Origin of the sequence: Sphingomonas ginsengisoli An et al. 2013, assembly GCF_009363895.1 — a bacterium.
Lineage (GTDB): Bacteria > Pseudomonadota > Alphaproteobacteria > Sphingomonadales > Sphingomonadaceae > Sphingomicrobium > Sphingomicrobium ginsengisoli.
The window spans coordinates 766,888-792,016 of the sequence record NZ_CP045434.1; the positions used below are offsets into that span (position 1 = coordinate 766,888).

Annotated in this window: 29 protein-coding genes and 2 tRNA genes; 18 read left to right on the plus strand and 13 right to left on the minus strand. The window is 68.5% G+C overall.

Annotation, left to right across the window (positions count from 1 at the left end; genetic code table 11):
• Nucleotides 1–39: 39 nt before the first annotated feature.
• Together gap and tkt are read right to left on the minus strand one after the other, a co-directional pair.
• Nucleotides 40–1,047, minus strand: coding sequence for a type I glyceraldehyde-3-phosphate dehydrogenase (gene gap / locus GCU42_RS03655; RefSeq protein WP_114228983.1), 1,008 nt, complete (start codon nt 1,045–1,047; stop codon nt 40–42).
• Nucleotides 1,044–3,032, minus strand: a complete 1,989-nt coding sequence (gene tkt / locus GCU42_RS03660; protein WP_114229046.1) for a transketolase — start codon at nt 3,030–3,032, stop codon at nt 1,044–1,046. Before tkt ends, gap begins: the two co-directional genes overlap by 4 nt.
• 134 nt (nt 3,033–3,166) lie before the next feature.
• Here tkt and GCU42_RS14965 point away from each other — a divergent pair, with 134 nt between their 5' ends.
• The 5 genes from GCU42_RS14965 (at nt 3,167) to GCU42_RS03680 (ending at nt 5,872) form a co-directional block, all read left to right on the plus strand.
• The gene (locus GCU42_RS14965) at nt 3,167–3,340 is read left to right on the plus strand and encodes a hypothetical protein (RefSeq protein WP_162789357.1); all 174 of its coding nucleotides are present in this window, start codon (nt 3,167–3,169) and stop codon (nt 3,338–3,340) included.
• Nucleotides 3,341–3,343: 3 nt separating this feature from the next.
• Nucleotides 3,344–3,667 carry a cell division protein ZapA gene (locus tag GCU42_RS03665; RefSeq protein WP_114228982.1) on the plus strand — a complete coding sequence of 108 codons (324 nt, stop codon included), beginning with the start codon at nt 3,344–3,346 and terminating at the stop codon, nt 3,665–3,667.
• 154 nt (nt 3,668–3,821) lie between these two features.
• Complete coding sequence (locus GCU42_RS03670; RefSeq protein ID WP_114228981.1) at nt 3,822–4,412, plus strand: 5-formyltetrahydrofolate cyclo-ligase; 591 nt, start codon at nt 3,822–3,824, stop codon at nt 4,410–4,412.
• Nucleotides 4,409–4,645, plus strand: a complete 237-nt coding sequence (locus GCU42_RS03675; RefSeq protein ID WP_114228980.1) for a DUF2842 domain-containing protein — start codon at nt 4,409–4,411, stop codon at nt 4,643–4,645. Before GCU42_RS03670 ends, GCU42_RS03675 begins: the two co-directional genes overlap by 4 nt.
• 36 nt (nt 4,646–4,681) lie before the next feature.
• Entirely contained in the window at nt 4,682–5,872 is a 1,191-nt protein-coding gene (locus GCU42_RS03680) for a cell wall hydrolase (protein ID WP_114228979.1), read from the plus strand.
• A gap of 56 nt (nt 5,873–5,928) precedes the next feature.
• Here GCU42_RS03680 and GCU42_RS03685 read toward each other — a convergent pair.
• Both GCU42_RS03685 and GCU42_RS03690 read right to left on the minus strand, forming a co-directional pair.
• Nucleotides 5,929–6,005: transfer RNA gene (locus tag GCU42_RS03685), tRNA-Asp, on the minus strand.
• Between the two features lie 68 nt (nt 6,006–6,073).
• Nucleotides 6,074–7,282, minus strand: a complete 1,209-nt coding sequence (locus GCU42_RS03690; protein ID WP_168713095.1) for an AI-2E family transporter — start codon at nt 7,280–7,282, stop codon at nt 6,074–6,076.
• Nucleotides 7,283–7,406: 124 nt separating this feature from the next.
• Here GCU42_RS03690 and GCU42_RS03695 point away from each other — a divergent pair, with 124 nt between their 5' ends.
• Entirely contained in the window at nt 7,407–8,297 is an 891-nt protein-coding gene (locus tag GCU42_RS03695; RefSeq protein WP_114228978.1) for an MBL fold metallo-hydrolase, read from the plus strand.
• A 5-nt stretch (nt 8,298–8,302) separates the two neighbouring features.
• Here the strand turns inward: GCU42_RS03695 and GCU42_RS03700 are convergent, their stop codons facing one another.
• The 4 genes from GCU42_RS03700 to GCU42_RS03715 all read right to left on the minus strand — a co-directional run bounded on the left by GCU42_RS03700 (nt 8,303) and on the right by GCU42_RS03715 (nt 10,878).
• On the minus strand, nt 8,303–8,638 hold the full coding sequence (locus GCU42_RS03700) for an Mpo1-like protein (protein ID WP_114228977.1): 336 nt from the start codon (nt 8,636–8,638) through the stop codon (nt 8,303–8,305).
• A gap of 36 nt (nt 8,639–8,674) precedes the next feature.
• Entirely contained in the window at nt 8,675–9,136 is a 462-nt protein-coding gene (locus GCU42_RS03705) for a DUF805 domain-containing protein (protein WP_114228976.1), read from the minus strand.
• 103 nt (nt 9,137–9,239) lie between these two features.
• Nucleotides 9,240–9,323: transfer RNA gene (locus tag GCU42_RS03710), tRNA-Leu, on the minus strand.
• Between the two features lie 46 nt (nt 9,324–9,369).
• On the minus strand, nt 9,370–10,878 hold the full coding sequence (locus GCU42_RS03715) for a YifB family Mg chelatase-like AAA ATPase (RefSeq protein WP_114228975.1): 1,509 nt from the start codon (nt 10,876–10,878) through the stop codon (nt 9,370–9,372).
• 146 nt (nt 10,879–11,024) lie between these two features.
• Between GCU42_RS03715 and GCU42_RS15325 the strand changes: the two genes are divergently transcribed.
• The 7 genes from GCU42_RS15325 to GCU42_RS03750 all read left to right on the plus strand — a co-directional run bounded on the left by GCU42_RS15325 (nt 11,025) and on the right by GCU42_RS03750 (nt 15,289).
• Nucleotides 11,025–11,459: a hypothetical protein gene (locus tag GCU42_RS15325; RefSeq protein ID WP_240309570.1), complete on the plus strand. Its 435-nt coding sequence runs from the start codon at nt 11,025–11,027 to the stop codon at nt 11,457–11,459.
• Nucleotides 11,460–11,567: 108 nt separating this feature from the next.
• Nucleotides 11,568–11,702, plus strand: a complete 135-nt coding sequence (gene rpmH, locus GCU42_RS03725; protein WP_029942004.1) for a 50S ribosomal protein L34 — start codon at nt 11,568–11,570, stop codon at nt 11,700–11,702.
• A gap of 56 nt (nt 11,703–11,758) precedes the next feature.
• Nucleotides 11,759–12,025 (plus strand): ribonuclease P protein component, encoded by a 267-nt coding sequence (gene rnpA / locus GCU42_RS03730; protein ID WP_240309569.1) that lies wholly within the window; start codon nt 11,759–11,761, stop codon nt 12,023–12,025.
• On the plus strand, nt 12,022–12,234 hold the full coding sequence (gene yidD / locus GCU42_RS03735; RefSeq protein WP_114228974.1) for a membrane protein insertion efficiency factor YidD: 213 nt from the start codon (nt 12,022–12,024) through the stop codon (nt 12,232–12,234). The genes rnpA and yidD overlap by 4 nt, the downstream gene beginning before the upstream one ends.
• Nucleotides 12,235–12,253: 19 nt before the next feature.
• The gene (gene yidC, locus GCU42_RS03740) at nt 12,254–13,981 is read left to right on the plus strand and encodes a membrane protein insertase YidC (RefSeq protein ID WP_114228973.1); all 1,728 of its coding nucleotides are present in this window, start codon (nt 12,254–12,256) and stop codon (nt 13,979–13,981) included.
• Complete coding sequence (gene yihA / locus GCU42_RS03745; protein ID WP_114228972.1) at nt 13,981–14,619, plus strand: ribosome biogenesis GTP-binding protein YihA/YsxC; 639 nt, start codon at nt 13,981–13,983, stop codon at nt 14,617–14,619. Before yidC ends, yihA begins: the two co-directional genes overlap by 1 nt.
• Nucleotide 14,620: 1 nt before the next feature.
• Nucleotides 14,621–15,289 carry a glutathione S-transferase family protein gene (locus GCU42_RS03750; protein ID WP_114228971.1) on the plus strand — a complete coding sequence of 223 codons (669 nt, stop codon included), beginning with the start codon at nt 14,621–14,623 and terminating at the stop codon, nt 15,287–15,289.
• 3 nt (nt 15,290–15,292) lie between these two features.
• On the opposite strand, the gene GCU42_RS03755 is transcribed toward GCU42_RS03750, so the two are convergent.
• Nucleotides 15,293–15,763: a cupin domain-containing protein gene (locus GCU42_RS03755; protein WP_114228970.1), complete on the minus strand. Its 471-nt coding sequence runs from the start codon at nt 15,761–15,763 to the stop codon at nt 15,293–15,295.
• Nucleotides 15,764–15,791: 28 nt separating this feature from the next.
• Here GCU42_RS03755 and dapE point away from each other — a divergent pair, with 28 nt between their 5' ends.
• Nucleotides 15,792–16,922, plus strand: a complete 1,131-nt coding sequence (dapE, locus tag GCU42_RS03760; RefSeq protein WP_114228969.1) for a succinyl-diaminopimelate desuccinylase — start codon at nt 15,792–15,794, stop codon at nt 16,920–16,922.
• Here the strand turns inward: dapE and GCU42_RS03765 are convergent.
• The 4 genes from GCU42_RS03765 to GCU42_RS03780 are packed head-to-tail and all read right to left on the minus strand — an operon-like array spanning nt 16,919 to nt 21,066.
• On the minus strand, nt 16,919–18,607 hold the full coding sequence (locus GCU42_RS03765; RefSeq protein WP_114228968.1) for a putative bifunctional diguanylate cyclase/phosphodiesterase: 1,689 nt from the start codon (nt 18,605–18,607) through the stop codon (nt 16,919–16,921). The genes dapE and GCU42_RS03765 overlap by 4 nt on opposite strands.
• 53 nt (nt 18,608–18,660) lie before the next feature.
• Nucleotides 18,661–19,203, minus strand: a complete 543-nt coding sequence (locus GCU42_RS03770) for a Smr/MutS family protein (RefSeq protein ID WP_114228967.1) — start codon at nt 19,201–19,203, stop codon at nt 18,661–18,663.
• Nucleotides 19,184–20,410 carry a murein transglycosylase A gene (gene mltA, locus GCU42_RS03775; protein WP_425505005.1) on the minus strand — a complete coding sequence of 409 codons (1,227 nt, stop codon included), beginning with the start codon at nt 20,408–20,410 and terminating at the stop codon, nt 19,184–19,186. Before mltA ends, GCU42_RS03770 begins: the two co-directional genes overlap by 20 nt.
• Nucleotides 20,410–21,066 carry a Tim44/TimA family putative adaptor protein gene (locus GCU42_RS03780; protein WP_114228965.1) on the minus strand — a complete coding sequence of 219 codons (657 nt, stop codon included), beginning with the start codon at nt 21,064–21,066 and terminating at the stop codon, nt 20,410–20,412. The genes mltA and GCU42_RS03780 overlap by 1 nt, the downstream gene beginning before the upstream one ends.
• 218 nt (nt 21,067–21,284) lie before the next feature.
• Between GCU42_RS03780 and secB the strand changes: the two genes are divergently transcribed.
• The 4 genes from secB to GCU42_RS03800 are packed head-to-tail and all read left to right on the plus strand — an operon-like array spanning nt 21,285 to nt 25,035.
• Nucleotides 21,285–21,791 carry a protein-export chaperone SecB gene (gene secB / locus GCU42_RS03785; RefSeq protein WP_420496929.1) on the plus strand — a complete coding sequence of 169 codons (507 nt, stop codon included), beginning with the start codon at nt 21,285–21,287 and terminating at the stop codon, nt 21,789–21,791.
• 4 nt (nt 21,792–21,795) lie between these two features.
• Nucleotides 21,796–23,388: a murein biosynthesis integral membrane protein MurJ gene (gene murJ, locus GCU42_RS03790; RefSeq protein WP_114228963.1), complete on the plus strand. Its 1,593-nt coding sequence runs from the start codon at nt 21,796–21,798 to the stop codon at nt 23,386–23,388.
• A gap of 8 nt (nt 23,389–23,396) precedes the next feature.
• A complete protein-coding gene (trpS, locus tag GCU42_RS03795) occupies nt 23,397–24,392 on the plus strand; it encodes a tryptophan--tRNA ligase (protein ID WP_114228962.1) in 996 nt (331 codons plus the stop codon).
• 10 nt (nt 24,393–24,402) lie between these two features.
• Nucleotides 24,403–25,035 carry an exopolysaccharide biosynthesis protein gene (locus GCU42_RS03800; protein ID WP_162789353.1) on the plus strand — a complete coding sequence of 211 codons (633 nt, stop codon included), beginning with the start codon at nt 24,403–24,405 and terminating at the stop codon, nt 25,033–25,035.
• Nucleotides 25,036–25,129 lie beyond the last annotated feature (94 nt).

Below are 25,129 nucleotides of genomic sequence, written 5' to 3' on the forward strand. Positions count from 1 at the left end.
TTGCTCGGGACGAACGACCTGGCCACACCCCTCGTGGGATTATCCCAGCTTGGCCATCGCCGCGGCCGTGTCGACCATGCGGTTCGAGAAGCCCCATTCATTGTCGTACCAGCTGACCACCCGCACCAGCGTGCCCTCGAGCACGGCGGTCTCGAGGCTGTCGACGGTCGAGCTCTGCGGCGTGTGGACGATGTCGATCGAGACCAACGGCTCGTCCGAATAGACCAGCACGCCCTTGAGCGGCCCGCTCTCGCTCGCCGCCTTGAGCGCGCCATTCACTTCTTCGACACTGGTCGGGCGCTTCGGCGTGAAAGTGAGGTCGATGAGGCTGCCATCCGGCACGGGCACTCGCACCGCCGAGCCGTCGAGCTTACCCTTAAGCTCGGGCAGCACCTCGCCGACCGCGCGGGCGGCGCCGGTCGTGGTCGGGATGATGTTCATCGCCGCCGCCCGAGCGCGCCGCAGGTCGGAATGGATCTGATCGAGGATCTTCTGGTCGTTGGTGTAGGCGTGGACTGTGGTCATCAGTCCGCGCTCGATCCCGATCGCATCGTTCAAGACCTTGGCGACCGGCGCGAGACAGTTGGTGGTGCAGCTCGCGTTCGAGACGATCTTGTGCTCGGCGGTCAGCTTGTCGTGGTTGACGCCGTAAACCACCGTCAAGTCCGCGCCCTTGGCCGGGGCCGAGATGAGCACGCGCTTGGCGCCGGCTTGGAGGTGCTTCTCGCCGCCCGCCTTGTCGGTGAAGAAGCCCGTGCACTCGAGCGCAATCTCCACGCCGTTGGCGGCATGGGGCAAGTTGGCCGGGTCGCGCTCGGCAGTCACATGGATGCGCTTGCCGTTGATGACGAGGTCGTTGCCCTCGGCGGTGACTTCGCCCGGAAAGAGGCCATGGACGCTGTCACGCTTGAACAGCCAGGCATTCGATTTGGCGTCGGCGAGGTCGTTGATCGCAACCAGTTCGAGCCCGCAGTCGGGCCGCTCGAGGATCGCCCGCGCGACCAGCCGGCCGATCCGGCCGAACCCGTTGATGGCAACCTTGGTCATCTCATCTCCCTTTGATCCATGAAGGCCAGAATGCGCGAGGTGATCGCGTCCGACGTCAGTCCGAAATGTTGGTAGAGCTCAGGCGCGGGCGCCGAGGCGCCGAAGCCGTCGAGCCCACAGCGCAGCCCGTGCAACCCAGTGTATCGCTCCCAGCCGATTGTCGTCCCCGCCTCGATCGAAACTCGCAGGATCTGGCGGTTCGAAACGTCGGGCAGGATGTCTTCGCGGTAAGCGGCGTCCTGCGCGTCGAACCGGGTGGTCGACGGCATCGAGACCACATCGGCGCCGATGCCCTCCCCTGCCAGCTTGTCGGCGACATCGAGCGCGATCTCGACCTCCGAACCGGTCGCGAGGAGAATGACCTTGCGGTCACCCTCAGCGGCCCGCAGCCGATACGCACCTCGTGCACAGCGATTCTCCGCAACGGCCTCGGTCCGCACCGGCCGCAAATTCTGCCGCGACAGGGCGAGCAGCGAAGGCCCCTCCTCCGCCAGCGACAGCGCCCAGCATTCGGCGGTCTCGACCGCATCGGCCGGGCGGTAAACGTGCAGCCCCGGGATCATCCGCAGGCTCTGCAGATGCTCGACCGGCTGGTGGGTCGGCCCGTCCTCGCCCAGCCCGATGCTGTCATGGGTCATCACATAGACGACCCGCGCGCGCTGCAAGGCCGACAGGCGGATCGCCGGCCGGCAATAATCGGAAAAAACTAGGAAGGTGCCGCCGTAAGGCACGACCCCACCGTGCAGCGCCATGCCGTTCATCGCCGCCGCCATCCCGAATTCGCGGATGCCGTAGTAGATGTAACGCCCGGCATAATCCTCGGCGGTGAGCGGCTGCTGCCCCTTGGTCTTGGTGTTGTTCGAGCCGGTGAGGTCAGCCGACCCGCCGATGGTCAGCTCGGTCGCGGCGTTGATCGCCTCGAGCGCCATCTCCGACGCCTTGCGTGTGGCAACCGGCTTTTGGTCGGCGAGCAGTCCGTCGAGATAGGCCTTGAGCCACCCGTCGGGCACTTGGGCGGCCATGCGGGTCGTAAATTCGTCGGCCCGGCCGCTCGCTGCCAGCCGCTGCTGCCACGCCGCACGCTCGGTAGACCCACGGCCGCCGACCTCGCGCCACGCCTTGAGCACGTCGTCGGGGACGGTGAATTCGGTCGGCTCGAGCCCCAGTTCGGCGCGCGCCGCCGTGACTTCGGCAGCGCCCAGCGCCGAGCCGTGCGTCGCCGCCGTGCCCTGTTTGTTGGGCGCGCCATAACCAATGATCGTCTTGCAGCGGATCAGGCTCGGCCGGTGGTCCGCCTTCGCCTTCTCGATAGCCGCCGACACCTTGGCCGCGTCCATCCCGTCGCATTCGACCACGTGCCAGCCGCAGGCGACGTGCCGCGCGCAGATGTCCTCGTTGCGGCTGAGCTCGGTCGAGCCATCGATGGTGATGCGATTGTCGTCCCACAGGACGATCAGCCGGCCGAGCTTGAGGTGGCCGGCCAGCCCCACCGCCTCATGGTTGATGCCTTCCATCAGGCAGCCATCGCCGGCGATGACGTAGGTCCGGTGATCGACCAGCGCGTCGCCATAGACGGCGTTCAAATGTCGCTCGGCGATCGCCATGCCGACCGCGGTCGCCAGACCCTGCCCGAGCGGGCCAGTGGTCGTCTCGACCCCCGCCAGCTCGAAATTCTCGGGGTGGCCAGCGCACGGGGACCCGAGCTGGCGAAAACGCTTGATCTCGTCGAGCGTCGGATGCTCGTAACCGGTCAGGTAGAGCAACGCATAGATCAGCATCGAGCCATGGCCAGCCGACAGCACGAAGCGATCGCGGTCAGCCCATTTCGGGTCTTGCGGGTCGAACTTGAGATGGCGTGTGAAGAGCGCGGTGGCCGCGTCGGCCATCCCCATCGGCATCCCGGGATGGCCTGAATTGGCGGCCTCGACCGCGTCCATGGCCAGTGCCCGAATGGCATTGGCAAGACGGCGCTGGGTCGGCTGCATCAACACTCCAGTGGGTATCGGACCGGGCTTGGCGCGGTCGTGGATTCGACCGGACCGATGGCCCGGCTCCTTTGGGCGGTGAGCGGTGTTGCGTCAACCTTGCCGCGCCGCCTGCGGAGGCCTAGCTCCGCCTCATGACCGAACAAGCATTGGAAGCGGCGCTTACCCGCGCCGAGCGCGCCCTCGCCCGGGCCGAGCGCGCCAGCGACGCCATCGCCCGCAGCGGCCGGCGCGAGGAACAGTTGCGGGTTCGGGTGCGCGAGGCGATCGCCGAACTCGACCAGCTGATCCAGAAGGCGGAGGCCTGAGCGATGGCGGAGATCAATTTCGAGATCGCCGGTCGCCCCTACCGGCTCGCCTGCCGCGATGGCGAGGAGGACAATCTGCGCGCCGCCGCCAGCCTGGTCGATGCCAAAAGCCGCGAAGCCCTCGCCGGCATGGGCGCGATGAGCGAGGCGAAGCAGCTGCTGCTCGCCGCGCTGCTGGTCGCCGACCAACTAATCGAAAAGAAGGGCGAGCAGCCGGCCGCGCCGAGCGCCCAGCCCGAGCCCCAGTTCGTCCGACGGGTCGATGCGCTCGCCGAACGGCTCGAACGCCTCGCCGGCAGCCTTGAGCTGACCGCCGCAACACCCTAAATAGGGCGATGACGGGTACTGCCAGGCACGAGCTCTCCGATATCCCTGAGGCTATTCCCGATCCGAGGGGGCTGTCCCTGTCTGGACCCTGGTCCGGAATATATGGTCCCCACCTGATGCTACTGGCGTCAGAGGATTTCTGAGCAACGACCTCATGGTGGTCCCGTCACCCTCCATCCCCGATACCAAGGCGACCCTGCGCACCACCCTGCGCCGCGCGCGCCGCGACTATTTCGCCGGACTGCCTGAAACCGAGCGCCTTGCGCTGGCGGAAGCCCTCATCCCCTGCATCGACCCGCTCCTCGAGGGCGTCAGCGTCGTCGCGGGCTATGCCGCACGGGGCAGCGAGCTGCCGGTCGACGCCGTCCTCCGCCACGCGATGAACCGCGGGATCAGCGCCGCTTACCCCGCCTTCACGACCGCGGCCTCGCCGATGGTCTTCCGCTCGGGCCAGTGCGCCGAGGATTGTCCGGTTGGCGGGGTCCAGCCGCCGCACCAGGCACGCGTGGTCACCCCTGATCTCATCCTCGTCCCCCTCCTCGCCGCCGATCGTCGCGGCACCCGGCTCGGGCAAGGCGGCGGCCATTACGATCGCGCTCTGCCCGCTCTGCGCGCCGAAGGTGCCCGGATCATCGGGGTCGGCTGGACCATGCAGCTCGTCGAGACACTGCTGCCCGTCGAGCCGTGGGACATCCCTCTCGACGGATTTGCCTCGCCTGCCGGATTGGTGGAGTTTGCGGCATGAACCACGAACTCGAGCCGCGCCCTCGCCCGACCATCGGCGTGTTCATGATCATGGCCGTGATCGCGGTCTGGGCGCTGCTCGTCGCCAGCCTCGCCGATGTCGTCGGACGCTGGCCGGTGCTCGTCCAGCTGTTGTTCTACATCGTCACCGGATTCATCTGGGTGTTACCATTGCGGCCCATCATGCGCTGGAGTGAGACCGGGCGCTGGCGGGCGGACAAGCCACGGCCTTGAAAAATCGGGGTGAATTGCCTAAGTAATACACATCCCATGACCAGCCTTGCCTCTCCTTCCACACCGGCGACGGTGCATCTGGCGTTGCAGCGCGCCCGCGACTGGGTGCGTCCGCGGCGCCTCGAAACCTATGGCAGCCTTGCCATGGCGGCAGCGGTGCTTGGCGGATTCGGGCTGATCTCGCAGACCGCGGGCGGCATCCCTCGAACCCCCACTGCGGAAGAACGCACTGCTCCCGCCGCGGCAGTCGCCAAGGAAGCGCAGGCCTTCACCCCTTTTCAGGTCCGTGACATCGCGCCCGACAAGGCCGTCGCGCTCAACGCCGCGATGCCGATCGTCGACGGGCCCAACCCGGCTGCCCAGCCGTTCCGCGGCGCCGCGGCCAACAGCACCGCCTTCGCGCGCTCGCTCGAGTGCCTGACCGAGGCCGTCTATTACGAGGCCGCGCGCGAGCCCGATGACGGCCAGCGCGCCGTCGCGCAGGTCGTGCTGAACCGCGTCCGCCACCCGGCCTTCCCCAATTCGGTCTGCGGGGTCGTCTATCAGGGCGCCGACCGCCCGACCGGCTGCCAGTTCAGCTTCACTTGCGACGGGTCGCTCTACCGCCAGCCGATGCGCAGCTATTGGGACCGCGCCAGCGCGATCGCGCGCGCCGCGCTGCAGGGCTATGTTTTCGCCCCCGTCGGGGTCGCGACGCACTACCACGCCAATTACGTCGTACCTTACTGGTCACCGACGCTGAGCAAGAACGCCGAAATCGCCACCCACATCTTTTATCGCTGGAAGGGCGACTGGGGTCAGCCCGCCGCCTTCAGCCAGCGCTACGGCACGCGCGAGAGCGATCCGCAGGTCCTCCGCAGCCTCGCGCTCGCGGCCGAAGCGCGCGATCGTGCGACGGGCGCGCCGCTTGGTGTCGACTCCCAGGTCGCCGCGGCCAAGCAGGAACTTCCGCCTGAATTGGCGGCGCTGGTCAGCACGGCTGGCGCGGCGGGCGGCAAGGCACGCATCAAGATGCGCATCCCGACCGGTCGCGCGGCCGAGATCGCCGCCCGCGAGCGCACCGCTCAGGCCGAGATCAAGCTCGATAACAGCGACAGCATGCGCTGGAGCATGTCGGGCGACGAGAGCGTGGCGCAGAAGCCGCTGGGTCGCGCGCCTGCTTCGCCGCCGGCCTCGGCCACGGCGCAAAGCGTCCCCGCCAAACCGTCGGGCGGCGCGAGCGAATAAGCGCGCGCGGTCCCGCGGTGGACCGGCGGCGCGCATTTCCAGCGATGAAAGGGAAATGGCGCGAGTGACGGGGCTCGAACCCGCGACCTCCGGCGTGACAGGCCGGCGCTCTAACCAACTGAGCTACACCCGCGTGGTGTGGGCGGCCAACTAGGGGAGGCTCCCCGACACGTCAACCGCCGGACGACGAGAAAACTTGGTTCACTCGTCCTCGTCCTCGTCTTCCTCCCCGGCATGGGTCAGCGTCCCCTGCTCGAACAGGAAGCCGGCGATGTCGGGCGTGCCCGCCGCCGCGAAGATGGTCTTGAGGATGATCAGCAGCGGGATTGCCAGCAACGCCCCCGTCGTCCCCCACACCCACGCCCAGAAGGACAGCGAGATGAGGATCAGCAGCGGATTGATCTTGACCCGCTTGCCGACGATCAGCGGGGTGATCGCATTGGCCTCGACCAAGTGCATCCCGATGAAGATCGCCGGCGGCAAAATCGCCGTCCACGGGTCGGGCAGTGTCATCAGCCCGCCGATGCCCAACAGCACCGCGGCGGCGATCGGCCCCAGATAGGGGATGTAGTTGAGCACCGCGACGATGCCGCCCCACATCAGCGGCGAATCCATCCCGATCCACCACAGGATGAGGGCGGTCAGCGTCCCCAGCGTCACGTTGATGGCGGTGATCGTGCCGATGTAGGTGGAGGTCGCGTCGACCGTCTGCTGGATCACCCGCGCGGTCGTCAGCGCGCCTTCGAAGCTCGAGCGGCCGGTAATCGTCTGCTTGCGCATGCCCGTCCATGACGAAAGGAAGAAATAGATCACCAGCAGCGCGAAGAAGAGCTGGATGAGCGCGTGCGGTGCCGACTGGGTGAACAGGTCGAGCATCGAATTGGGCGTCTCCAGCCTGACCACACGGCCGCTGTTCGCCGGGGTCGCGGTCGGAAGCTGCTTGAAGATCCGGTCGATGAAGTGGTTGAGGCTCTTGTAGAGGTTGAGCAGCGGCGCCAGCGCGTCGCGCACGCGTCCGATCCGCTCGGGCACCATCGCCACCCAGTCGATCGCCGGGATGACGATCGAGAGGACGGCGAAGGCCGCCGCCGCCAGGAACATCAGCACGCACAGCAACGCGGATAGCGCCGACGGCAGCCCGCGCCGCTCGAACCATTCGAGCAGCGGCACCAGCGCGATCGCGATCACCAGCGCCGCCGTCGTCGGCAGGAAGAATTCGGCGCCCTCGCGCAACGCGAAGGGCAGCGCGACGATCAGCCCAATGCTGGCGACCAACGTTAGCGAGGCGAGCAACCGGTCGCGCTTGATCGTCAGCCCCTCGACCAGCTCGACCGCGTCGGGATTGGGCGGCACCATCGGTTGCGGCGGCGGTGGCGGGGTCGGCTCGACGACGGGCTCGGGGACTTCCATGCCCTCGTCGTTAACCGAACCCGCCAGCGCCGCCTAGCGCTGCCGGCCACTTGCAGGAACGCACGCAACAACCGCGGTCATCGTGCGTCTTGGCCAGAGCCGCCCCTGCACAGGACCAGATCGCATGCGCCCCACGCTCTTCGCCGTTGTTGCCGTCGCCGCCCTCGCCACCGGAACCGTTGTCGCCGCGCAGAAAGGACCGCCAGTTGCGCCCGCCGCGAGCGATCTGCGCCTCGGCGCGTTGCGGTTGAGCGGCCTCCGCGACGCCGCCTTCCAGGCACCCAATGACGGTTCGGTATTCCAGGCGCCGGGCGGCCCGGCCGCGATCGCCAGCCTGCTCAAGTCGCGCGGCCTGCCCACTGGCAGCATCCCGCTCAGCGTCGACGGACTGCTCGTCCGCGGCCTGCCCGGCCACATCGTGCTGATCGACACCGGCAATGGCGCCAAGAAGGGGGGCGTCCTCGCCGGCAGCCTCGCAGCGGCCGGCGTGAAACCAGCGCAGGTGACCGATGTCCTCATCACCCACAGCCACGGTGACCATGTCGGCGGATTGGTCGGCGCCGACGGCAAGCCCGCTTTCCCCAACGCCACGATTCGCATGAGCGCGCCCGAATGGGCCTTCATGCAATCGCAGGCGCAGACCAAGCCGATTGCCGCGGCGGTGCAGGGTCAGTTGAAGACCTTCGCACCGGGTGCCGCGGTCATCCCGGGGATCACCGCGGTCGCGCTGCCAGGACACACGCCCGGCCATTCGGGTTATCGGATCGTGTCGCGGGGCGTCAGCCTGCTCGACGTCGGCGACATCTCCCACAGCTCGGTCGTCTCGCTCGCCCGGCCCGATTGGAATATCCAATTCGACAACGACAAGACCGCCGGGAGGCAGACCCGCATCCGCGAGTTGCGGCAGCTCGCCGCCAGCCGCCAGCTGATCTTCGCACCGCATTTTCCCTACTCAGGGTTCGGCCGGGTGGTCCCGCGTGGGTCCGGCTATGCCTGGGTGCCAGCCACGCGGTAGCTGGGTCAGCCGCGCCTGACTCCCGCCGCCGCGAGGTGCGGGCCGAGCCGGCCGGTGAGCGCGAGGAAGAACATGCGGAAATCGCTAAACAGCGACCACATGGGATAAGTGAAGGTCGCCGGCCGGTTCTTCTCGACCAGGAAATGCGCCGCCCAGGCGAAGCCATAGCCGGCCAGCGGCAGCGCCACCCACCACCGCCAGTCGCCAGTCCACAGCAGGGCCAGCGCGATCAGGATGACCAGCGAGGTCCCGACATAATGCAGCGCGCGCGTCCGCGAACTGCTGTGCTCACGCAGATAGTGCGGCCAGAATTCGGCGAAGGTGCGGTATTCACGAGCCATCGGCGAAACATGTCACCGCGCCCGCGGTGCGGCAAGTCAGCCGGCGAAGCTGAACGCGCTCGGGCTTGCCCCATAGCGGTTGGGGACGGTCCCGCCACGACGCGTCAGGTAGCGGAGCAGATTGGCGAACAGCAGCAGCGTCATTCCTGCCAGCCCCAATGCGACGATCTGCGGCAGGAACCCACGCCCGAAGACCAGCACCAGCGGCGAGACGAAGAGCATGACGATCGGCGCCACCAGGTCGCGCCCGCTACGTCCGACATCGTGCAGTCGCCGAACGGCGACCGCCACTTGCGGCAGGAACAGCAGCAGCGACGTGAGACCGGAGCACGGTCCGCCGAACGGGCTCCAGCGAAAGAAGATCGCGTCTATCAGCCGCGCGACGGCACCTGCCAGCAGGACGAAGCCGAAGAAGGTCCAGAACTCGGCGCGCGAGGCCCGCCCGGAAAAGTCGGCATAACGGCCAAGCGTATGTTTGACCGACGCGAAATACTGCATGTGCCGCCCCCTCCGTAACAATCGGCGGGACGCAGATTAACCTGCACAAAGTAAATAGTTCAATAGCATCCGCAAAGCCGGACTGGTCTTCGCTGATGAAGGATGGTGCCCCCGGTCCGACTCGAACGGACACGCCTCTCGGCAATCGATTTTGAGTCGATCGCGTCTACCATTCCGCCACGGGGGCCCGGCGCCCTGCTAGCCGCAGCCGGCGGCGGGGACAAGTCGCCCGCTTAGTTGACCGGCGGGCGCCGCCGATAGCTCAGCGCTTCGGCGACGTGGATCCGCCCAACCGTCGCGCAGCCGGCAAGGTCCGCGACCGTCCGCGCCACCCGCAGCACGCGATGATAGCCGCGCGCCGACAGCCGCATCGCCGCCGCCGCGTCGGCGAGCAGCTTGCGGCCGGGCTCGTCGGGCGTGGCCACCGCGTCGAGCAGTTCGCCGTCGGCCTCGGCGTTGGTGCGCGGTCCGCTGCCGTTGAAGCGCTCGGTTTGCAAAGCCCGCGCCCGCGCAATCCGCACCGCGACCTCGGCGCTGCCCTCGCATGGCGGCGGCAACGTCAGGTCGGCGGCGCTGACCGCCTGGACGTCGACATGGAGGTCGATGCGATCGAGCAACGGCCCCGACACCCGCGTCTGATAGTCGGCGGCGCAGCGCGGCGCGCGGGCGCAGGCCAGCCCCGGCTCGCCAAGATGACCGCAGCGGCAGGGGTTCATCGCCGCCACCAGCTGCACCCGCGCTGGAAAGGTGACGTGGGTATTGGCCCGCGCCACGCTGACGCTGCCGGTCTCGAGCGGCTGGCGCAGGCTGTCGAGCACGGTGCGCTGGAACTCGGGCAGTTCGTCGAGGAAGAGCACGCCGAGGTGCGCCAGGCTGATTTCGCCCGGTCGCACCTTGAGCCCGCCGCCGACCAGCGCCGGCATTGAGGCGCTATGGTGCGGGGCGCGGAACGGCCGGCTGCGCGTCATCTTGCCGCCGTCGAGCTCGCCCGCGACCGACTGGACCATCGACACTTCGAGCGCCTCGGCCGGCGTCAGCGGTGGCAGGATGCCCGGCAGGCAAGCGGCCAGCAGCGACTTGCCCGCACCCGGCGGCCCACTCATCAGCAGGTTGTGACCGCCCGCCGCCGCGATCTCGAGTGCGCGCTTGGCGGTTTCCTGCCCTTTGACCTGCTTGAGATCGGGCCCGCCGCCGACGATTTCGGCGAGCCCCGGCTGCGGCGGCGCGATCAGGCTGGTGCCCTTGAGATGCGCCAGCAGCGCTAGCAAGTCAGGGGCCGAAACCACTTCGACCTGTCCGGCCCAGGCTGCCTCGGGCCCCTGCGCGGCCGGGCAAATCAGCCCCCTCCCCTCCGCGCTGGCATGAAGCGCGGCGAGGAGCACTCCTGGGCTGGGCGCGATTCGCCCGTCGAGGCCGAGCTCGCCGACCGCGACATAATGCGACAAGCTCTCGGCATCGGCCGCGCCCAGCGCCGCCAGCAGCCCGAGCGCGATCGGCAGATCGAAATGACTGCCCTCCTTGGGCAGGTCCGCGGGCGACAGATTGACCGTGATCCGCTTGGGCGGCAGCGCCAGCCCGATCGCCGACAACGCCGCGCGAACCCGCTCACGACTTTCGGCGACCGCCTTGTCGGGCAGGCCGACGATGATGAACGCCGGCACATTGGTCGACAGCTGGACCTGGACCTCAACGGCGCGCGCCTCGAGCCCGAGATAAGCGACCGTGGACACCACCGCGACCATCAGCGGCGGCCCTGACGGCCAGACTTGCAAGAACGCACAATCCCCCTAGCTCGGCCAGGCGAGGTTACGCGCCCGCAACGGCTTGCTCAACCCCGTCTGCGATGAAGGACCTTGCGCGGCTGTCTTACCCGCCTACATCACCCTCGATGATCCGCCGCGACGCCATGCGCGACTTCTTCGCCAGCCGCCCGGCGCGGATGGCCCTATTCGTGTTCGGCCTTCTGCTGATGGCCCTGACCCCGTTCGTCGCGGTCCTGCCCGGGCCGGGCGGGATCTTCGTCTTCGCCGCCGGCCTCGCGCTCACCCTGCGCAACAGCGAATGGGCCAAGCGGCGTTACGTCCAGTTCAAGCGCTGGCAGCCGCGCGCCGGCCACTGGGCCGACTGGGGCCTCCGCCGCGGCTCGCACTTGCGGCGCGAAGCGCGCCGCAAGGCCGCCGAGCGTGCCGAGCTGCCACCGCCGCATGAGGTCGAACGGACCGACGACCCGCTCCCCTCGGCGGGTTTCGACCTCGCCCCGGTCGATCCGACGCCGGGCGAACTCACCCCCGCGACCCCGGCCGGCGGCGAGCCGCAGCGTTGACTTGGGCCCCCGCTTGCCGTAACGGCCCGGCAACCCAAGCGGCTGCCCTTACCGGCGGCCCTTTTCATTTCAGTACGCAGAATATCTGCAAGTCTAGGGCAATGAGCGATGAAGCGCACCTTTCAACCGAGCAACCTGGTTCGCAAGCGGCGTCACGGGTTCCGGTCGCGGTCGGCGACGGTCGGCGGGCGCAAGGTCCTCGCGGCGCGCCGGGCGCGCGGCCGCAAGAAGCTGAGCGCCTAGTCACCTTAGCCAAGCGCGCCGATTTCCTCGCGGCCAACTCCGGCCGTCGCGCGCCCATGCCCGGCTTCGTCCTCCTGGTCCGCGACCGCGCCGATGGCTCGGCCACCAAGCGGGTCGGCTACACCGTCAGCAAGAAGGTCGGCAATTCGGTCGTCCGCAACCGGATGAAACGCCGGCTGCGCGCGCTCGCCCGCGAAATCCTGCCGCAAGCGGGCATCGTCGGCGCCGACCATGTGCTGATCGGCCGTCCCAGCGGGATCGAACGGCCGTTCGCCCAGCTCCGCGAGGAATTCGGCCGGGCACTGGCGAAAGTCGCGCGGTGATCGCCCGGGCGCTGATCTTGATTGCCCGCGGCTGGCAGAAGGGTCCCTCGGCGATCCTGCCGCCGTCGTGCCGCTATCAACCGAGCTGTTCGGCCTATGCCATCACCGCCTGGACGCGCTATGGCGCCGCCAAGGGCAGCTGGCTGGCGCTGAGGCGCATCCTGCGCTGTCACCCCTGGGGAGGGCAGGGCCACGACCCCGTGCCCTGACGAGAGGATCACTACACCCGTGAACGATTCCAAGAACATGATCCTCGCCGTCGTGCTGTCGGCCCTGGTGCTGATCGGCTGGACGACGCTCAGCGAGCGCTTCTTCCCGCAGCCCAAGCCGGCCGCGACCCAGACCGCGCCCAAAACCGCTTCCGCACCGGGCACGCCGGCCGCGCCCACCGGCGCCGCGCCCGCCGCCACCGCTGCTCCGGCGATGAGTGCGGCGCAGGCGCTCGCCGCGACCCCGCGCGTCCGCATCGCCACCCCCAGCCTCGAGGGCTCGATCAGCCTGAAGGGCGCGCGCTTTGACGATCTCCGGCTGGTCCGCCACGCCGGCACGCAGACCCGCGATTCGAGCGCGACCCGCCTGCTCTCGCCGGCCGGCGCGCCGGGCGCCTATTTCGCCAGCTTCGGCTGGCTCGGCCAAGGCATCCAGCTCCCCGACGGCAACACCGTCTGGCAGGCCAGCGCCCCCGCCGTCACGCCCGGCAAGCCGGTGACGCTGAGCTGGAGCAACCCGACCGGCCAGCGCTTCGAACTCGTGGTCGCGGTCGACGACGGTTATCTGTTCACCGTCGCGCAGAAGGTCGCCAACGGCGGCGGCGCGCCGGTCGCGCTGCGCCCCTATGGCCTCATCAGCCGCGCCGACAAGTCGGCTGATCCCGACGCCTGGACCCACCATGTCGGGCCGATGTCCTTCCTCAACGGCGCGGCCAATTATTCGGTCAACTACAAGACGCTCGACGAAGCCGGCGCGGCGGGCGAATCGTACAGCTCGAATGGCGGCTGGCTCGGCTTCACCGATAAATATTGGCTGACCGCGCTCGCCCCGATCGGCGACAGCCCCTTGAACGCCAGCCTGCGCAAGGCTCCGACCGGCGCCTATCAGGCCGATTACGCGCTCAATCCGACGACGCTCGCGCCGGGCCAGGTGATGAGCAACGAGACGCGCCTGTTCGCCGGCGCCAAGGAAAAGGCCTGGCTCGACCGCTACGAGAATGCCGGCTTCACCAAGCTCTCCAAGTCGATCGACTGGGGCTGGTTCGAATGGTTCATGCGGCCGATCTTCAACCTGCTGCTGTGGCTGTTCCACCAGCTCGGCAACTTCGGCCTCGCGATCATCGCGCTGGTGCTGATCGTCCGCGCGATCATGTACCCGATCTTCGACAAGCAGTTCCGCTCGATGGCGAGCATGCGCTCGATCCAGCCCAAGCTGAAGGAGCTGCAGGAGCGTCACAAGGACGATAAGCCCCGTCTCCAACAGGAGATGATGGACCTCTACAAGCGCGAGAAGATCAATCCCGCCGCCGGCTGCCTGCCGATGTTCCTCCAGATCCCGGTGTTCTACGCGCTCTACAAGGTGCTGACCGTCAGCGTGGAGATGCGGCACCAGCCCTTCATCGGCTGGATCAAGGACCTTTCCGCGCCCGATCCGCTGACCCCGGTCAACCTGTTCGGCCTGCTGCCGTTCGACCCACCCGGGCCGCTCCATCTCGGCATTTTCCCGATCGTCCTCGGGCTTACCATGTGGCTCCAGTTCCGCCTCAACCCGGCGCCGATGGACCCGGTCCAGAAGCAGGTGTTCGGCTTCATGCCGATCGTCATGACCTTCGTGATGGCGCCCTTCGCGGTGGGCCTCCAGCTCTACTGGATCGTCTCCAACATCCTCGGCATCGCGCAGCAGAAGTATCTCTACCGCAAGTATGACACCGAGCGGCTGGCGGCCAAAGCGGCGGCGGGCGGTTGATGGACGAGGATACCGCCCTCGCCGAGGATGCGCGCAAGCTTTTCTCGGGCCCGATCGAGTTCCTGAAGTCGGCCCCGGGGCTCGAGTTCCTGCCCGATCCCACGGTGCCCGAAATCGCGCTCGCCGGTCGCTCCAACGTCGGCAAGTCCTCGCTGATCAACGCGGTGTGCAACCGCAAGGCGCTGGCGCGCACCTCGAACACGCCGGGGCGGACGCAGGAGCTGAACTTCTTCGACGTCGGCCAGCCCTTGCGGCTACGCCTGTGCGACATGCCCGGCTATGGCTTCGCCGAAGCACCCAAGGACATGGTCAAGCGCTGGCGCTTCCTGATCAACGACTATTTGCGCGGGCGGCAGGTGCTCAAGCGCACCTTCGTCCTGATCGACAGCCGCCACGGGGTGAAGCCGGTCGACAACGACATCATGGACATGCTCGACGCGGCGGCGGTCAGCTACCAGCTCGTCCTGACCAAGATCGACAAGATCAAGGCGACCGACCTCGAGGCGACCTTCGCCGCCACCGCCGAGGCCGCGCGTAAGCGCCCCGCCGCCCACCCCGGCCTCATCGCCACCAGCAGCGAGACGGGCCGCGGGGTCGACGATCTGCGTACGGCTATCCTCGCCGCGGCGCTGATCTGACATGCTCAAGCTGATCATCGGCAACCGTGCCTACTCGAGCTGGTCGATGCGCGGCTGGCTGGCGCTCAAGGCGTCGGGCCTCGAGTTCGAGGAACTGGTCGTCCCCCTCTACGACCAGAGCTGGGAGCAACGCCGCGAAGGCGACGAATTCGCGCCCTCGCTCGGCAAGGTGCCGGTGCTGTGGGACGGCGACACCGTTGTGTGGGACAGCCTGGCGATCATCGAATATTGCGCCGACCTCTCAAGCCGCGACCTATTCTGGCCGGACGACGCCGGCGCACGCGGCATGGCGCGCTCGATGGCCGCCGAAATGCACTCGGGCTTCGCCAACCTGCGCCGCGAATTGCCGATGAACGTCCGCCGGATTGTCGGCGCCCAGCCACTCGCCGACTCCGTCCGGACCGAGATCAACCGCATCCTCACCCTCTGGGCACAAGCACGCGCCCGCCACGGCGGCACGGGCGACTTCCTGTTCGGGCGCTGGAGCGCGGTGGACATGATGTACGCGCCGGTGGTGACGCGGTTCGTTACCTACTCGGTGCCCGTCCCGCCCTTCGCCGCGCGCTACATGGAAGCGGTGCTCGAGCATCCGCACGTCGTCAGCTGGATCGAGCAGGCGCAGGACGAGCCGTGGATCATCGAGCAGTTCGAGCCGGCCGCGAAGGACTGACCGTCAGGCGAGGCGCCGCGGCGCAGTCTCGAACGCAGTGCCGTCCTTGCGGGTATAGCGTCCATCCGGCGTGAACAGCATGTCGATGTCGCTGTAGCCGCCGCCACCGCCGCCACCGCCGCCGATCACCACGAAAGCGCAATTCTGGTCGCTGTCGTTGCGCAGATGGTGCCCCACCCCCGTGCCCTTCGGCCAAGACGCGCAATCTCCGGGCCGCATGATGGTCGTGCCATCGTCCTCAACCAGCACCGCCTCGCCCTCGAGCATGACGAGGAACTCGTCCTCCTCGTCATGCCAGTGCCGTTGGCTCGACCAGGCGCCCGGCTTGAGCACGACGTGGCTGACCGCAAAATCTGTCAGCCCACTCGGTGGCGCGAGCCGCCGATACCACCGCCCGGCCACCGCCGCGTCGTGCGGTGGCGGGTAGCCCGTGCGGTTGACCTGCTCGATCGCCTCCAGGTCGAGTTTCGGCATCCTTGGCTCCGTGCTAGCGCTCGCGTCCATGCTCACTATCGACCCGGTCGACCTCGCCGCCAAGCTGATTTCCATCCCCTCGGTGACGCCCGCCAGCGGCCCAGTGTTCGACGCGCTCGAAGCGATGCTCGCGCCGCTGGGCTTCACCGTCCACCGCTTCACGCTCGGCGAAGCGCCCGACGGCCCGACCGAGAATATGGTCGCCATCCGCGAATGCGGACCTGGCCCGCACTTTGGCTTCGCCGGTCACCTCGACGTCGTCCCCGCCGGTGACGGCTGGAGCGGCGATCCCTTCGTCGCAAGGATCGAGGACAGCCGCCTGATCGGCCGCGGCGCCAACGACATGAAGAGCGCGATCGCTGCTTTCGTCGCCGCGGTCGCCGCGGTCGAGCAGCAGCGCGGTACCCTCTCTCTCCTGATCACCGGCGACGAGGAAGGCTACGCCACCTACGGCACCCCGCGGATCATCGACTGGCTGAACGAGCGCGGTATCCGTCCCGACATGATCCTGATCGGCGAGCCGACCAGCGAGCAGCGCCTCGGCGACACCGTCAAGATCGGTCGCCGCGGCTCGGCCAACATGTGGCTGACCGTGCCCGGCACGCAGGGCCATGTCGCCTACCCGCACAAGGCCGACAATCCGGTCGGGCGTCTGGCGCGGATCGTCGCCGCGCTCGACGCGCTCCACCTCGACGACGGCACCGACCAGTTCCCGCCCTCGAACCTCGAATTTACCGGCCTCGCGACCCCGACGCAGGCAAGCAACGTCATCCCCGGCGAGGCCACCGCCCAGCTCAACATCCGCTTCAATAGCCTCCAGCGCGGTCAGGCGCTGGTTGAACAGGTCACCGTCATCGCACAGGAGATCGCTCACGAGGCGACGGTCAGGGCGCGCATCTCGGGCGAGGCATTTCTCACCCCGCCGGGCGAACTCTACGAATTGGTGGTCGGCGCAATCGAGGCGGAGACCGGGCTCACGCCTACCCTTTCGACCAGCGGCGGCACGTCGGACGGCCGTTTCCTCATCCAGCTCTGTCCGGTGGTCGATTTCGGCCTGCCCAATGCGACCATGCACAAGCTCGACGAAAGCGCCGGGGTCGAGGACATCCGGGCCTTGGCCCGCATCTACGCGCGGATCGTCGCGCGCGTGGTCGGCTAAGCCGCGCCGCGCAGGCCCCGCTCGCCGCCGCGCGCCCAGGCGACGAATTCGGTCTCGAACATCGGCTGGGCGAAGACGAAGCCCTGCACCGTCTGGCAGCCCATCGCGCGCAGGATGTCGGCCTGCTCGACCGTTTCGACCGCCTCGGCGACGACCTCGCAGCCGACGCCCTTGACCAGGTGGATCACCGCCTGGACGATCACCCGCGCCTTTTCACTGGTGGTGATCTCGTCGATCAACGACGGGTCGAGCTTGACCCGGTCGATCGGCAAATTGCGAAGCCGCGCGATGTTCGAATAGCCGGTGCCGAAATCGTCGAGCGCGATGGTTGCGCCATCGGCCCGCAGCGCGGCGATTTCCTTCATCACCGCGTCCGAGCAATCCATCGCGGCGCTCTCGGTGAACTCGAGTTCGATTTGCGACAGCGGCACGCCGGCATTGGCAAAGGTCTGCCGCAGCCGGGTGATAAAGTCCGTCCGGTCGAGCTGGCGCGGGCTGACGTTGAACGCCAGCCGCTTCTTGCGCGCCCCGCTCTCGTTCCACGAGGCGACCAGCGCCGCCACTTCGGCGACCACCCAGTCGCCGATCTCGCCGATGATCCCGGTCTGCTCGGCAATGTCGATGAAGGTGCCGGGCGCGCGCATCCCGTCGCGCGGGTGATTCCACCGCAGCAGCGCCTCGGCGCCGGTGATCTCGCCGGTCATCAGGCTCAATTGCGGCTGCAGCGCGAGGAGGAACTCACCGCGCTGAACCGCTTCGGTCAGCGCCTTCTCAGTCTCGATCTTGCTGCTGTATTCGTTCGCTAGTTCGTCGCTGAACAAGCAGTGCTGATTACCGCCCAAATGCTTGGCCCGGTACATCGCAATGTCGGCCGAACGCATCAGCGCCTCGATCCCGACTCCATGCTCGGGCGACATCGCGACCCCGACCGACGCGCCGATGTCGACGCTGTGGCCGTGCATCTCGAACGGTTCGCCGATGGCCAGCACCACTCGCCGCGCCAGCCGTTCGGCCTCCTCGGGACTGGCGACGTCGGGGAAAAGGAGAGTGAATTCGTCCCCGGCCAACCGGGCGACCAGCGCGCGCGACGCGCCCGTCTTCGATTCGCCGTTCACCACCACTCGAAGCCGGTTGGCGACCATCACCAGCAGCTGATCGCCGCGGGCGTGGCCGAGGCTGTCGTTGACCATCTTGAAGCGGTCGAGGTCGACGAACAGCAGCGCGGCGGTGCCGGTCGCGGGCAGCTCGCGCATCACCCGCTCGGCCTCGGCGCGGAAATTGAGGCGATTCGGCAGCGAGGTGACCGGATCGTACATGCCCAGCGCATGCGCATTCTCGATCGACGCGCGGACTTCGGCGAACAGGCGGTCGACCGCCGAGGCGAGCTTGGGATGGACCTGCCCGACCACCGCCGGCGCCGGGCTGGTGAGGTCGCCCTCCTCCACCGCGAGCAATCGGTCGCGCAGCGACGCCAGCGCGCGCGCACTCTCGCTGTTGGGACGTTCGGAGGCGATATAGCTGACCAGCAGGCAGAACATGCCGGCGACCAGGCTGGCGACGATCTGCTCGTTGACCTGGCCGAGGAACATGAAGGCGCACAGCGTAAACAGGAACGACGCCAGCCCTGCCCCCGCGGACAGAACCACGTTGCTCAGTTTTTGCTTGGTGCCGTCTTGCATGCCCATCGAACCATGCGGCGTAAACGGGCAGCGTTAAGAAACCGTGAGAGCCCGGCGACTCAGCGGCGAAGGATGAGGTAGAGGCTCCCGCCCCCGCCGTGGCGTCTATGCGCGCTCCTGACCGCGGAGATTCGTTCGGCATGGCGCGACACCGCCAGCCAGTCGTGGACCGCGGCGCGAATCTTGCCACGCTGGATCGGCGGCTCGCCCGGCCGATGATGCCCCGTCACCAGCAAGACCACCCGGTCGCCGGCCGCGATCGCCTGCTCGATCACCCGGTCGATCGCCTCCCACGCCGCGTCGAGCGAATAGCCATGGAGGTCGAGCGTGCGGTCGACCGCGACCGTCCCGCCCTTCAAGCGCCGTTCCCAATGGCCGTCGAGGTTGCCGTGGACGGTCGGCCGTCCGCGGCTAACCGGCGAAGTCGGCCGGGCGGGTGGAACACGACCCTTTACGCGCGGCAGGGCAGCGACGGGTGGCAATGGCGTCGGAGGTGTCGCCGCCGCAGGTTTGGTCGGCGGCAACGGCTCGCGGCTCAGCGGCCGGATCGTCGCGGTCACTCGCGACCAGAGTTCGGCTTCCTCAGGGTCGAGCTGGCGCACTGACGACCGCCCCCGCAGCCGCGGCGGCCTGCGCCGCCTGCACTCTTGCCACCGTTCCGCGCGGCAACAGCAACAGCGCCTCGCCCTTGGCGGCCATGCCCCCGGCGAGCGCGTGCGCCTCGTCGCCGGCGCCCCAGAAGGTGTCGACCCGGTTGGCGCCCTTGATCGCCCCGCCGGTATCCTGCGCGATCCACAGCCCGCCGGGTTCGGGCCGGTCGAGGCCGAGCCAGACCGGCGCGCCGAGCGGGATGAACAACGGGTCCGCCGCCACCGTCGACCGCGGGGTCACCGGCACGCCCAGCGCCCCGAGCGGCCCCGGCCCGGTCAGCTCCTTGAAGAAGATGTAGCTCGTATTCTCGCGCATCAGCGCCTTGCCGCCATCGGGCTGGCTGCGCATCCACGCCTTGATCGCGTCGGTGTTGGCGCCGCCGGGCGGAAGCAGCCCGCGCTCGCGCAGCAAGCGTCCGATCGCCACATAATCACGCCCGTTCTGGCCGTCATAGCCGATCCGCATCACCGAGCCGTCGGGCAGCCGCAACCGCCCCGAGCCCTGAATCTCGACAAAGAACAATTCGATCGGGTCAGCGGCATAAGCGAGCTCGAGCCCCTTGCCCGCCAGCGCCCCGTCCTCGACCTCGGCGCGGGTGAAATAGAGCACGCACTGCCCGGTCAGCGGATCGATCCGCCCCCGCCCGGTCTGCCCGTCCACACGGGTGCAGCGGACGAGGTCGGTCGGAGTGCGATAGATCGGCACCGCAAAGCCGGGACCCGGCACTCGGCTGCCGAGGATCTCGGGCTCGTAATAGCCGGTGGCGAAGGCGGGATCGGCGCCGATCCGCGCCCATTCGAACCGTCCCTCGAAGAACGCCTTGGCCCCGCCCGGCGCGACCAGCGCGGCCTCAGCGCAGAGCGGCTGCCAGTCCGTGCCTGCGGTCAGCCCCGAGGTGTCGACGCGGCGGACGAGCTTCGGGCAGCTGAGCCGGAACGCTGCCAGCGCTCGCTCGGTCTGCGCCGGATCGAGCGGGCGCGGGTCGGCCAGGCTCACGGTCGCGGCGGCGGCCCGCGCCGGCTTGGGCGGAACGACCACCGGCGGCGGGGCCGGAGTCACGACCGGCGGGCTGGTGACGGGCGGAAGCGGCGGCCGGGTGGCGCAGGCCGCGCTCAGCAGCGCGGCGCCGAGGGCGACCAGCAGTCGGGGACGGAAGATCACTCTTCGTCGTCGGTCTCGACCAGGATCCAGCTCGGATCGCGGTTCGCGAGGTCGCGGCGGAAGGTCCACTTATCGCGGGTCTGCACCGCATCCGACAGCGATCCGGCGATCACCTCGCCCGCGCTGTCGCGGGTGACAGCAGCGATGTCGGCTTCGAACCGCACCGCCACGGTCGCCACTGTCTTGTCGAGCGCCGCGGACGCGATCACCGACTGCTCGATCGCCACCAGCCGGTTGTCGAGCCGATGGCCCGCGCTCTCGCGCTCGGCGACGGCATGGGCGAAGGTCGCATAGACTTCGGCATCGACGAACTGGCGCACCGGCTCGAGCTGGCCGCGCCAGAAAGCCTCGAGGATCATCCGATAAGCCGACTGCGCGCCTTCGAGGAAGCGCGCGACATCGAACGAATGGTCAGCCGCGAGGATCGCGCGGACACCCGGCCCGGCGGTCGGCAGATAGGCATCCCCAGTCGGCTCGCTCGCATTGGCGGGCGCCAGCGGGGCCGGCGCCGGACGCGCCGTCGCGGCGGCGTCCTGCTGCTCGGCAGGCTTGAGGGTCAGCTGCTGCTCATGCCCCGTCCGTTCGCCCAGCACGCTGTAGAGCCGCAGGCCGATGAAGAGGGCCACAAGGGCGAGGATGATGATCGAGGTCAAAGGGCTGGTCCAGTTTCGCGGGTTTCAACGCACAACATAGGCTTTGCGCCGCATCGCTCCAAGCCCCGCTGTTGCGTCCCGCTGCGGCCCGGCGCGGCATTGCGCCGCCCTGACCCGGCTGCTAGGCGCGCTGACCAGCCGGGGCGGCGCCATCGTGGCGCGCGACCGGAGCGCAATTCATCGTAAGGTTTGAACCTCTTATGGCCGAGCAGGACAGCATCAACCCCACCAACGGCGACGCCACGCTGGCGCCTGCCGGCGACCAGCCGCAGGTCGCGGCGCTGGCGCAATATATCAAGGACCTGTCGGTCGAGAATCCGTCCAGCCCGGCGGTCTTCCAGTGGCAGGAGCAGCCGCAGCTCGACGTCCAGTTCAACATCGCCGTCAACAAGGTCGGCGACGACGTCCATGAGGTGGTGCTCAAGATCGACGCCTCGGCCAAGAGCCAGAGTGGCGTCCATTTCGTCGTCGACCTGTCCTACGGCGGCCTGTTCGCGGTCCGCAACGTCCCCGAGGACGCGCTGCAGGGCTTCCTGCTGATCGACGGCCCGCGCCTGCTCTTCCCGTTCGCCCGCCAGATCATCGCCGGCGCGACCCAGGACCTCGGCTTCCCGCCGCTGATGCTCGACCCGATCGACTTCGCCGCCGCCTTCATGGCGCAGATGGATCAGCAGCAGGGTCAGGCCGGGGGCGCGATCCCGTCGGGCGAGCCGACCGTCCAGTAACTCCATGAACCTGTTCAAGGCGACGGGGACCATTGGCGGGCTGACGCTCGCCAGTCGGGTCCTCGCGCTGGTTCGCGACAGCCTCCAGGCCCGTTACGTCGGCGCGAACTTCGCGTCCGACGCCTTTCTGGTCGCCTTTCGCCTGCCGAACATGTTCCGCGCTTTCTTCGCGGAAGGGGCCTTCTCGTCGGCCTTCATCCCGATGTTCAACCGCAAGCTGGCGGAGGAAGGCGGCGGGCGCGGCGCGGCCTTCGACTTCGCCGAGCGCTCGCTGTCGGTCCTGTTCGCCTTTCTCGCGGCGATGACCGTCACGCTGCTGCTCGCTGCCTGGCCGGTGACCTTCCTCCTGTCGGGCTTCGGCTTCCACAAGCAGCATCCGACGCCCGAGCAGTTCAGCTTCGCGGTCCAATTGGGCCGAATCACCATCCCCTATCTGATGCTGATCTGCCTCGCCTCGCTGCTCGGCGGAATCCTCAATTCGCTCGAGCGCTTCTGGGTCAATGCGGCCGCCCCCATCCTGCTCAACATCGCGATGGTGGTCGCCCTGTTCGTCTTCCACGGTACCCCGGCGGAAACCGCGCAGGCGCAGGCGATCGCGGTTCCGGTCGGCGGATTGCTCCAGCTCGGCTGGCTCTATGCCGCCTGCCGCCAGGCCGGCATCTCGCTGCGGCCGCGGCTGCCGCGGCTCGACCCCGAGATCAAGCGGCTGATGGCACTCATCCTCCCCGCGGCGGTCGGCGCCGGCGCGGTGCAGCTCAACCTCGTCGTCTCGACTGCACTGTCGGGCTATCTGCTCGGCGAGGGCTCCATCTCCTACATCTATTACGCCGACCGGCTGAACCAACTCCCCTTGGGCATGATTGGCATCGCGCTCGGCACCATCCTCTTGCCCACCGTCTCGCGCCTGCTCAGCGCGGGCGAGGACGCCAAGGCGATGGACACCCAGAACCGCGGCATGGAGCTCGCCCTCTTCCTCACCCTCCCCGCGATGGTCGCCTTGGTCGTCGCCGCCGAGCCGATCGTCCGCGGCCTCTTCCAATACGGCCACTTCGACCAGACCGACACGATCCGCTGCGCCTGGGCGCTCGCCGGCTTCTCGATCGGTCTGCCGTCCTACGTCCTCGTTAAAGTGCTCACCCCCGGCTATTACGCCCGCCACGACACCCGCACGCCCGTCCGCTACGCAATCCAGTCGGTGGTGGTGAACCTCGTCGCCAACATCATCCTCATCCCCGTCCTCGCCCAGTACGGCTATGGCCATGTCGGCCCGCCGCTGGCGACCGCGCTGTCGTCGACCGTCAACGTCGCCTTGCTCTATCTGACCCTCGTCCGCCGCGGCCATTTCGTCGCCGACGCGCAGCTCAAGCGGCGGATCCCGCGCCTCGCGCTCGCCGCCATCCTGATGGGCCTCGCCTTGTGGGGGTTCGACCAGTTGCTCGACCCGTGGCTGACCGGACGCCTGCTCGCCCGCTATGGCGCGCTGATCGTGCTGGTCGCGGGCGGCGCCGCCGTCTATGCCCTCGCCTGCTTCGTCACCGGCGCCTTCGTGCTCGGCGACGTCAAGCTGCTCCTTCGCCGTCGCTCGCAGAAAGCCTGACCCAAGCCATGCGCGTCCTTTCCGGAATCCAGCCCACCGGCGGCCTGCACATCGGCAATCTGCTCGGCGCGATCCTGCGCTGGGTGCGGATGCAGGACGAAGCCGACTGCTTCTTCTTCCTCGCCGACCTCCATTCGCTCTCGGACTATGTCGAGCCGGCCACCCGCCTCGCCAACATCCGCGAGATGGCGGCAGCGCTCATCGCCAGCGGGATCGACCCCAAGCGCTCGGTCCTGTTCGCCCAGTCGGCCGTCCCCGCCCATGCCGAGCTGTGCTGGATCTTCAACGGCGTCGCCCGAATGGGCTGGCTCAACCGCATGACCCAGTGGAAGGACAAGGCGGGCAAGAATCGCGAAGGCGCCTCGGTCGCGCTGTTCGACTATCCGGTCCTCCAGGCCGCCGACATCCTGCTCTACCTGCCGACCCACGTGCCGGTCGGCGAAGATCAGAAGCAGCATGTCGAGCTGACCCGCGACATCGCGATCAAGTTCAACACCGACTATGAGACCGAGCTGTTCACCGTCCCCGAGCCGTTCATCGGCGGCGGCACCGCGGCCCGCGTCATGTCGCTCCGCGATGGCTCGGCCAAGATGAGCAAGTCCGATCCCTCGGACATGAGCCGGATCAACCTCACCGACGACGACGACCTCATTCTCCAGAAGATTCGCAAGGCGCGCACCGATCCCGAGCCGCTGCCCGAGGACGCCGCACTGCTCGCCGACCGGCCCGAGGCGCGCAACCTCGTCGGGATCATGGCCGCGGTGCAGGACCGGTCGGTCGACGCCGTCCTTGCTGACCATGCCGGCCAGGGCTTCGGCCAGTTCAAGCCCGCGCTCGCCGACGCGCTGATCGCGCTGATCGGCCCACTGCGCACCCGGCTCCACGAGCTGCGCACCGATCCCGCCGAGCTCGACCGCATCCTCGCCGATGGCGCCGAGCGCGCCCGCGCGGTGGCCGACCCCGTCCTCGCCCGCGCCAAGTCGGCCGTCGGCCTGACCGCCTGAGCCCCTGCCCGTGATCCCCGACCACGATCCGCACGCCGCGGCCCCGATCGCGCTGTCGACCCAGCTGCACGAGATCATCGCCGAGGCGCCCGAAAAGCTCAGCTTCACCGAGCTCGCCGCCTGGCTCGACGCGCGCGCCTGGGGCGGACTGCTGCTCGTTTTCGCGGCGATCAACATGCTCCCGCTGCCCCCCGGCACCAGCGCCTTCTTCGCGCTGCCGCTGATCATCATCGGCGCGCAGATGGTGATCGGCCGCGCCGCGCCGTGGTTTCCCAAGCGGCTCGATCGACGCGGCGTCAGCAGGCGCGAGCTCACCCGCCTGGTCGACAAGGTCGAATGGCTCGAGGTAAAGATCGAGCGGCTGTTTCGCCCGCGCCTGCCCCAACTGACCGGCGCCACCGCGACCCGGCTGATCGGGGTCGTCTGCGTCCTCCTCGCCCTGATCGCCGCCGTCCCCATCCCGCTGTTCCACGTCGCCCCGGCTGCCGCGATCGCGGTGTTTGGGCTGGCGCTCATTTACCGCGACGGGGTGCTGCTCATCGCCGCCTGCGTCGTCGCGGTGCTGAGCCTGTTGTTCGACGCGCTACTGGTCGGCTCGGGCCTCGCCTTCCTTTCCTACCTCACCACTTGGCTGCACCACTAACCGCCTGACACCTCACCGCGGTTGACCGCCGCTCGGCCACGCTTCATCGACGGTTCAAGCGGCGTGAACTATCGGCCGCGAGCGCTTTGCGAAG

What these genes read in the sequence shown, in the direction of transcription:
- GCU42_RS03670 (WP_114228981.1), top strand. Translation starts at nt 3,822, where the DNA reads ATGGTGGTCCCGTCACCCTCCATCCCCGATACCAAGGCGACCCTGCGC.
- GCU42_RS03695 (WP_114228978.1), top strand. Translation starts at nt 7,407, where the DNA reads ATGCGCCCCACGCTCTTCGCCGTTGTTGCCGTCGCCGCCCTCGCCACC.
- dapE (WP_114228969.1), top strand. Translation starts at nt 15,792, where the DNA reads ATGCTCACTATCGACCCGGTCGACCTCGCCGCCAAGCTGATTTCCATC.
- GCU42_RS03750 (WP_114228971.1), top strand. Translation starts at nt 14,621, where the DNA reads ATGCTCAAGCTGATCATCGGCAACCGTGCCTACTCGAGCTGGTCGATG.
- GCU42_RS03680 (WP_114228979.1), top strand. Translation starts at nt 4,682, where the DNA reads ATGACCAGCCTTGCCTCTCCTTCCACACCGGCGACGGTGCATCTGGCG.
- GCU42_RS03705 (WP_114228976.1), bottom strand. Translation starts at nt 9,136, where the DNA reads ATGCAGTATTTCGCGTCGGTCAAACATACGCTTGGCCGTTATGCCGAC.
- yihA (WP_114228972.1), top strand. Translation starts at nt 13,981, where the DNA reads ATGGACGAGGATACCGCCCTCGCCGAGGATGCGCGCAAGCTTTTCTCG.
- gap (WP_114228983.1), bottom strand. Translation starts at nt 1,047, where the DNA reads ATGACCAAGGTTGCCATCAACGGGTTCGGCCGGATCGGCCGGCTGGTC.
- murJ (WP_114228963.1), top strand. Translation starts at nt 21,796, where the DNA reads ATGAACCTGTTCAAGGCGACGGGGACCATTGGCGGGCTGACGCTCGCC.
- rnpA (WP_240309569.1), top strand. Translation starts at nt 11,759, where the DNA reads ATGCCCGGCTTCGTCCTCCTGGTCCGCGACCGCGCCGATGGCTCGGCC.
- tkt (WP_114229046.1), bottom strand. Translation starts at nt 3,032, where the DNA reads ATGCAGCCGACCCAGCGCCGTCTTGCCAATGCCATTCGGGCACTGGCC.
- GCU42_RS03715 (WP_114228975.1), bottom strand. Translation starts at nt 10,878, where the DNA reads ATGGTCGCGGTGGTGTCCACGGTCGCTTATCTCGGGCTCGAGGCGCGC.
- GCU42_RS03765 (WP_114228968.1), bottom strand. Translation starts at nt 18,607, where the DNA reads ATGGGCATGCAAGACGGCACCAAGCAAAAACTGAGCAACGTGGTTCTG.
- rpmH (WP_029942004.1), top strand. Translation starts at nt 11,568, where the DNA reads ATGAAGCGCACCTTTCAACCGAGCAACCTGGTTCGCAAGCGGCGTCAC.
- GCU42_RS03690 (WP_168713095.1), bottom strand. Translation starts at nt 7,282, where the DNA reads ATGGAAGTCCCCGAGCCCGTCGTCGAGCCGACCCCGCCACCGCCGCCG.
- GCU42_RS15325 (WP_240309570.1), top strand. Translation starts at nt 11,025, where the DNA reads ATGATCCGCCGCGACGCCATGCGCGACTTCTTCGCCAGCCGCCCGGCG.
- GCU42_RS03700 (WP_114228977.1), bottom strand. Translation starts at nt 8,638, where the DNA reads ATGGCTCGTGAATACCGCACCTTCGCCGAATTCTGGCCGCACTATCTG.
- GCU42_RS14965 (WP_162789357.1), top strand. Translation starts at nt 3,167, where the DNA reads ATGACCGAACAAGCATTGGAAGCGGCGCTTACCCGCGCCGAGCGCGCC.
- trpS (WP_114228962.1), top strand. Translation starts at nt 23,397, where the DNA reads ATGCGCGTCCTTTCCGGAATCCAGCCCACCGGCGGCCTGCACATCGGC.
- GCU42_RS03675 (WP_114228980.1), top strand. Translation starts at nt 4,409, where the DNA reads ATGAACCACGAACTCGAGCCGCGCCCTCGCCCGACCATCGGCGTGTTC.
- GCU42_RS03665 (WP_114228982.1), top strand. Translation starts at nt 3,344, where the DNA reads ATGGCGGAGATCAATTTCGAGATCGCCGGTCGCCCCTACCGGCTCGCC.
- GCU42_RS03755 (WP_114228970.1), bottom strand. Translation starts at nt 15,763, where the DNA reads ATGCCGAAACTCGACCTGGAGGCGATCGAGCAGGTCAACCGCACGGGC.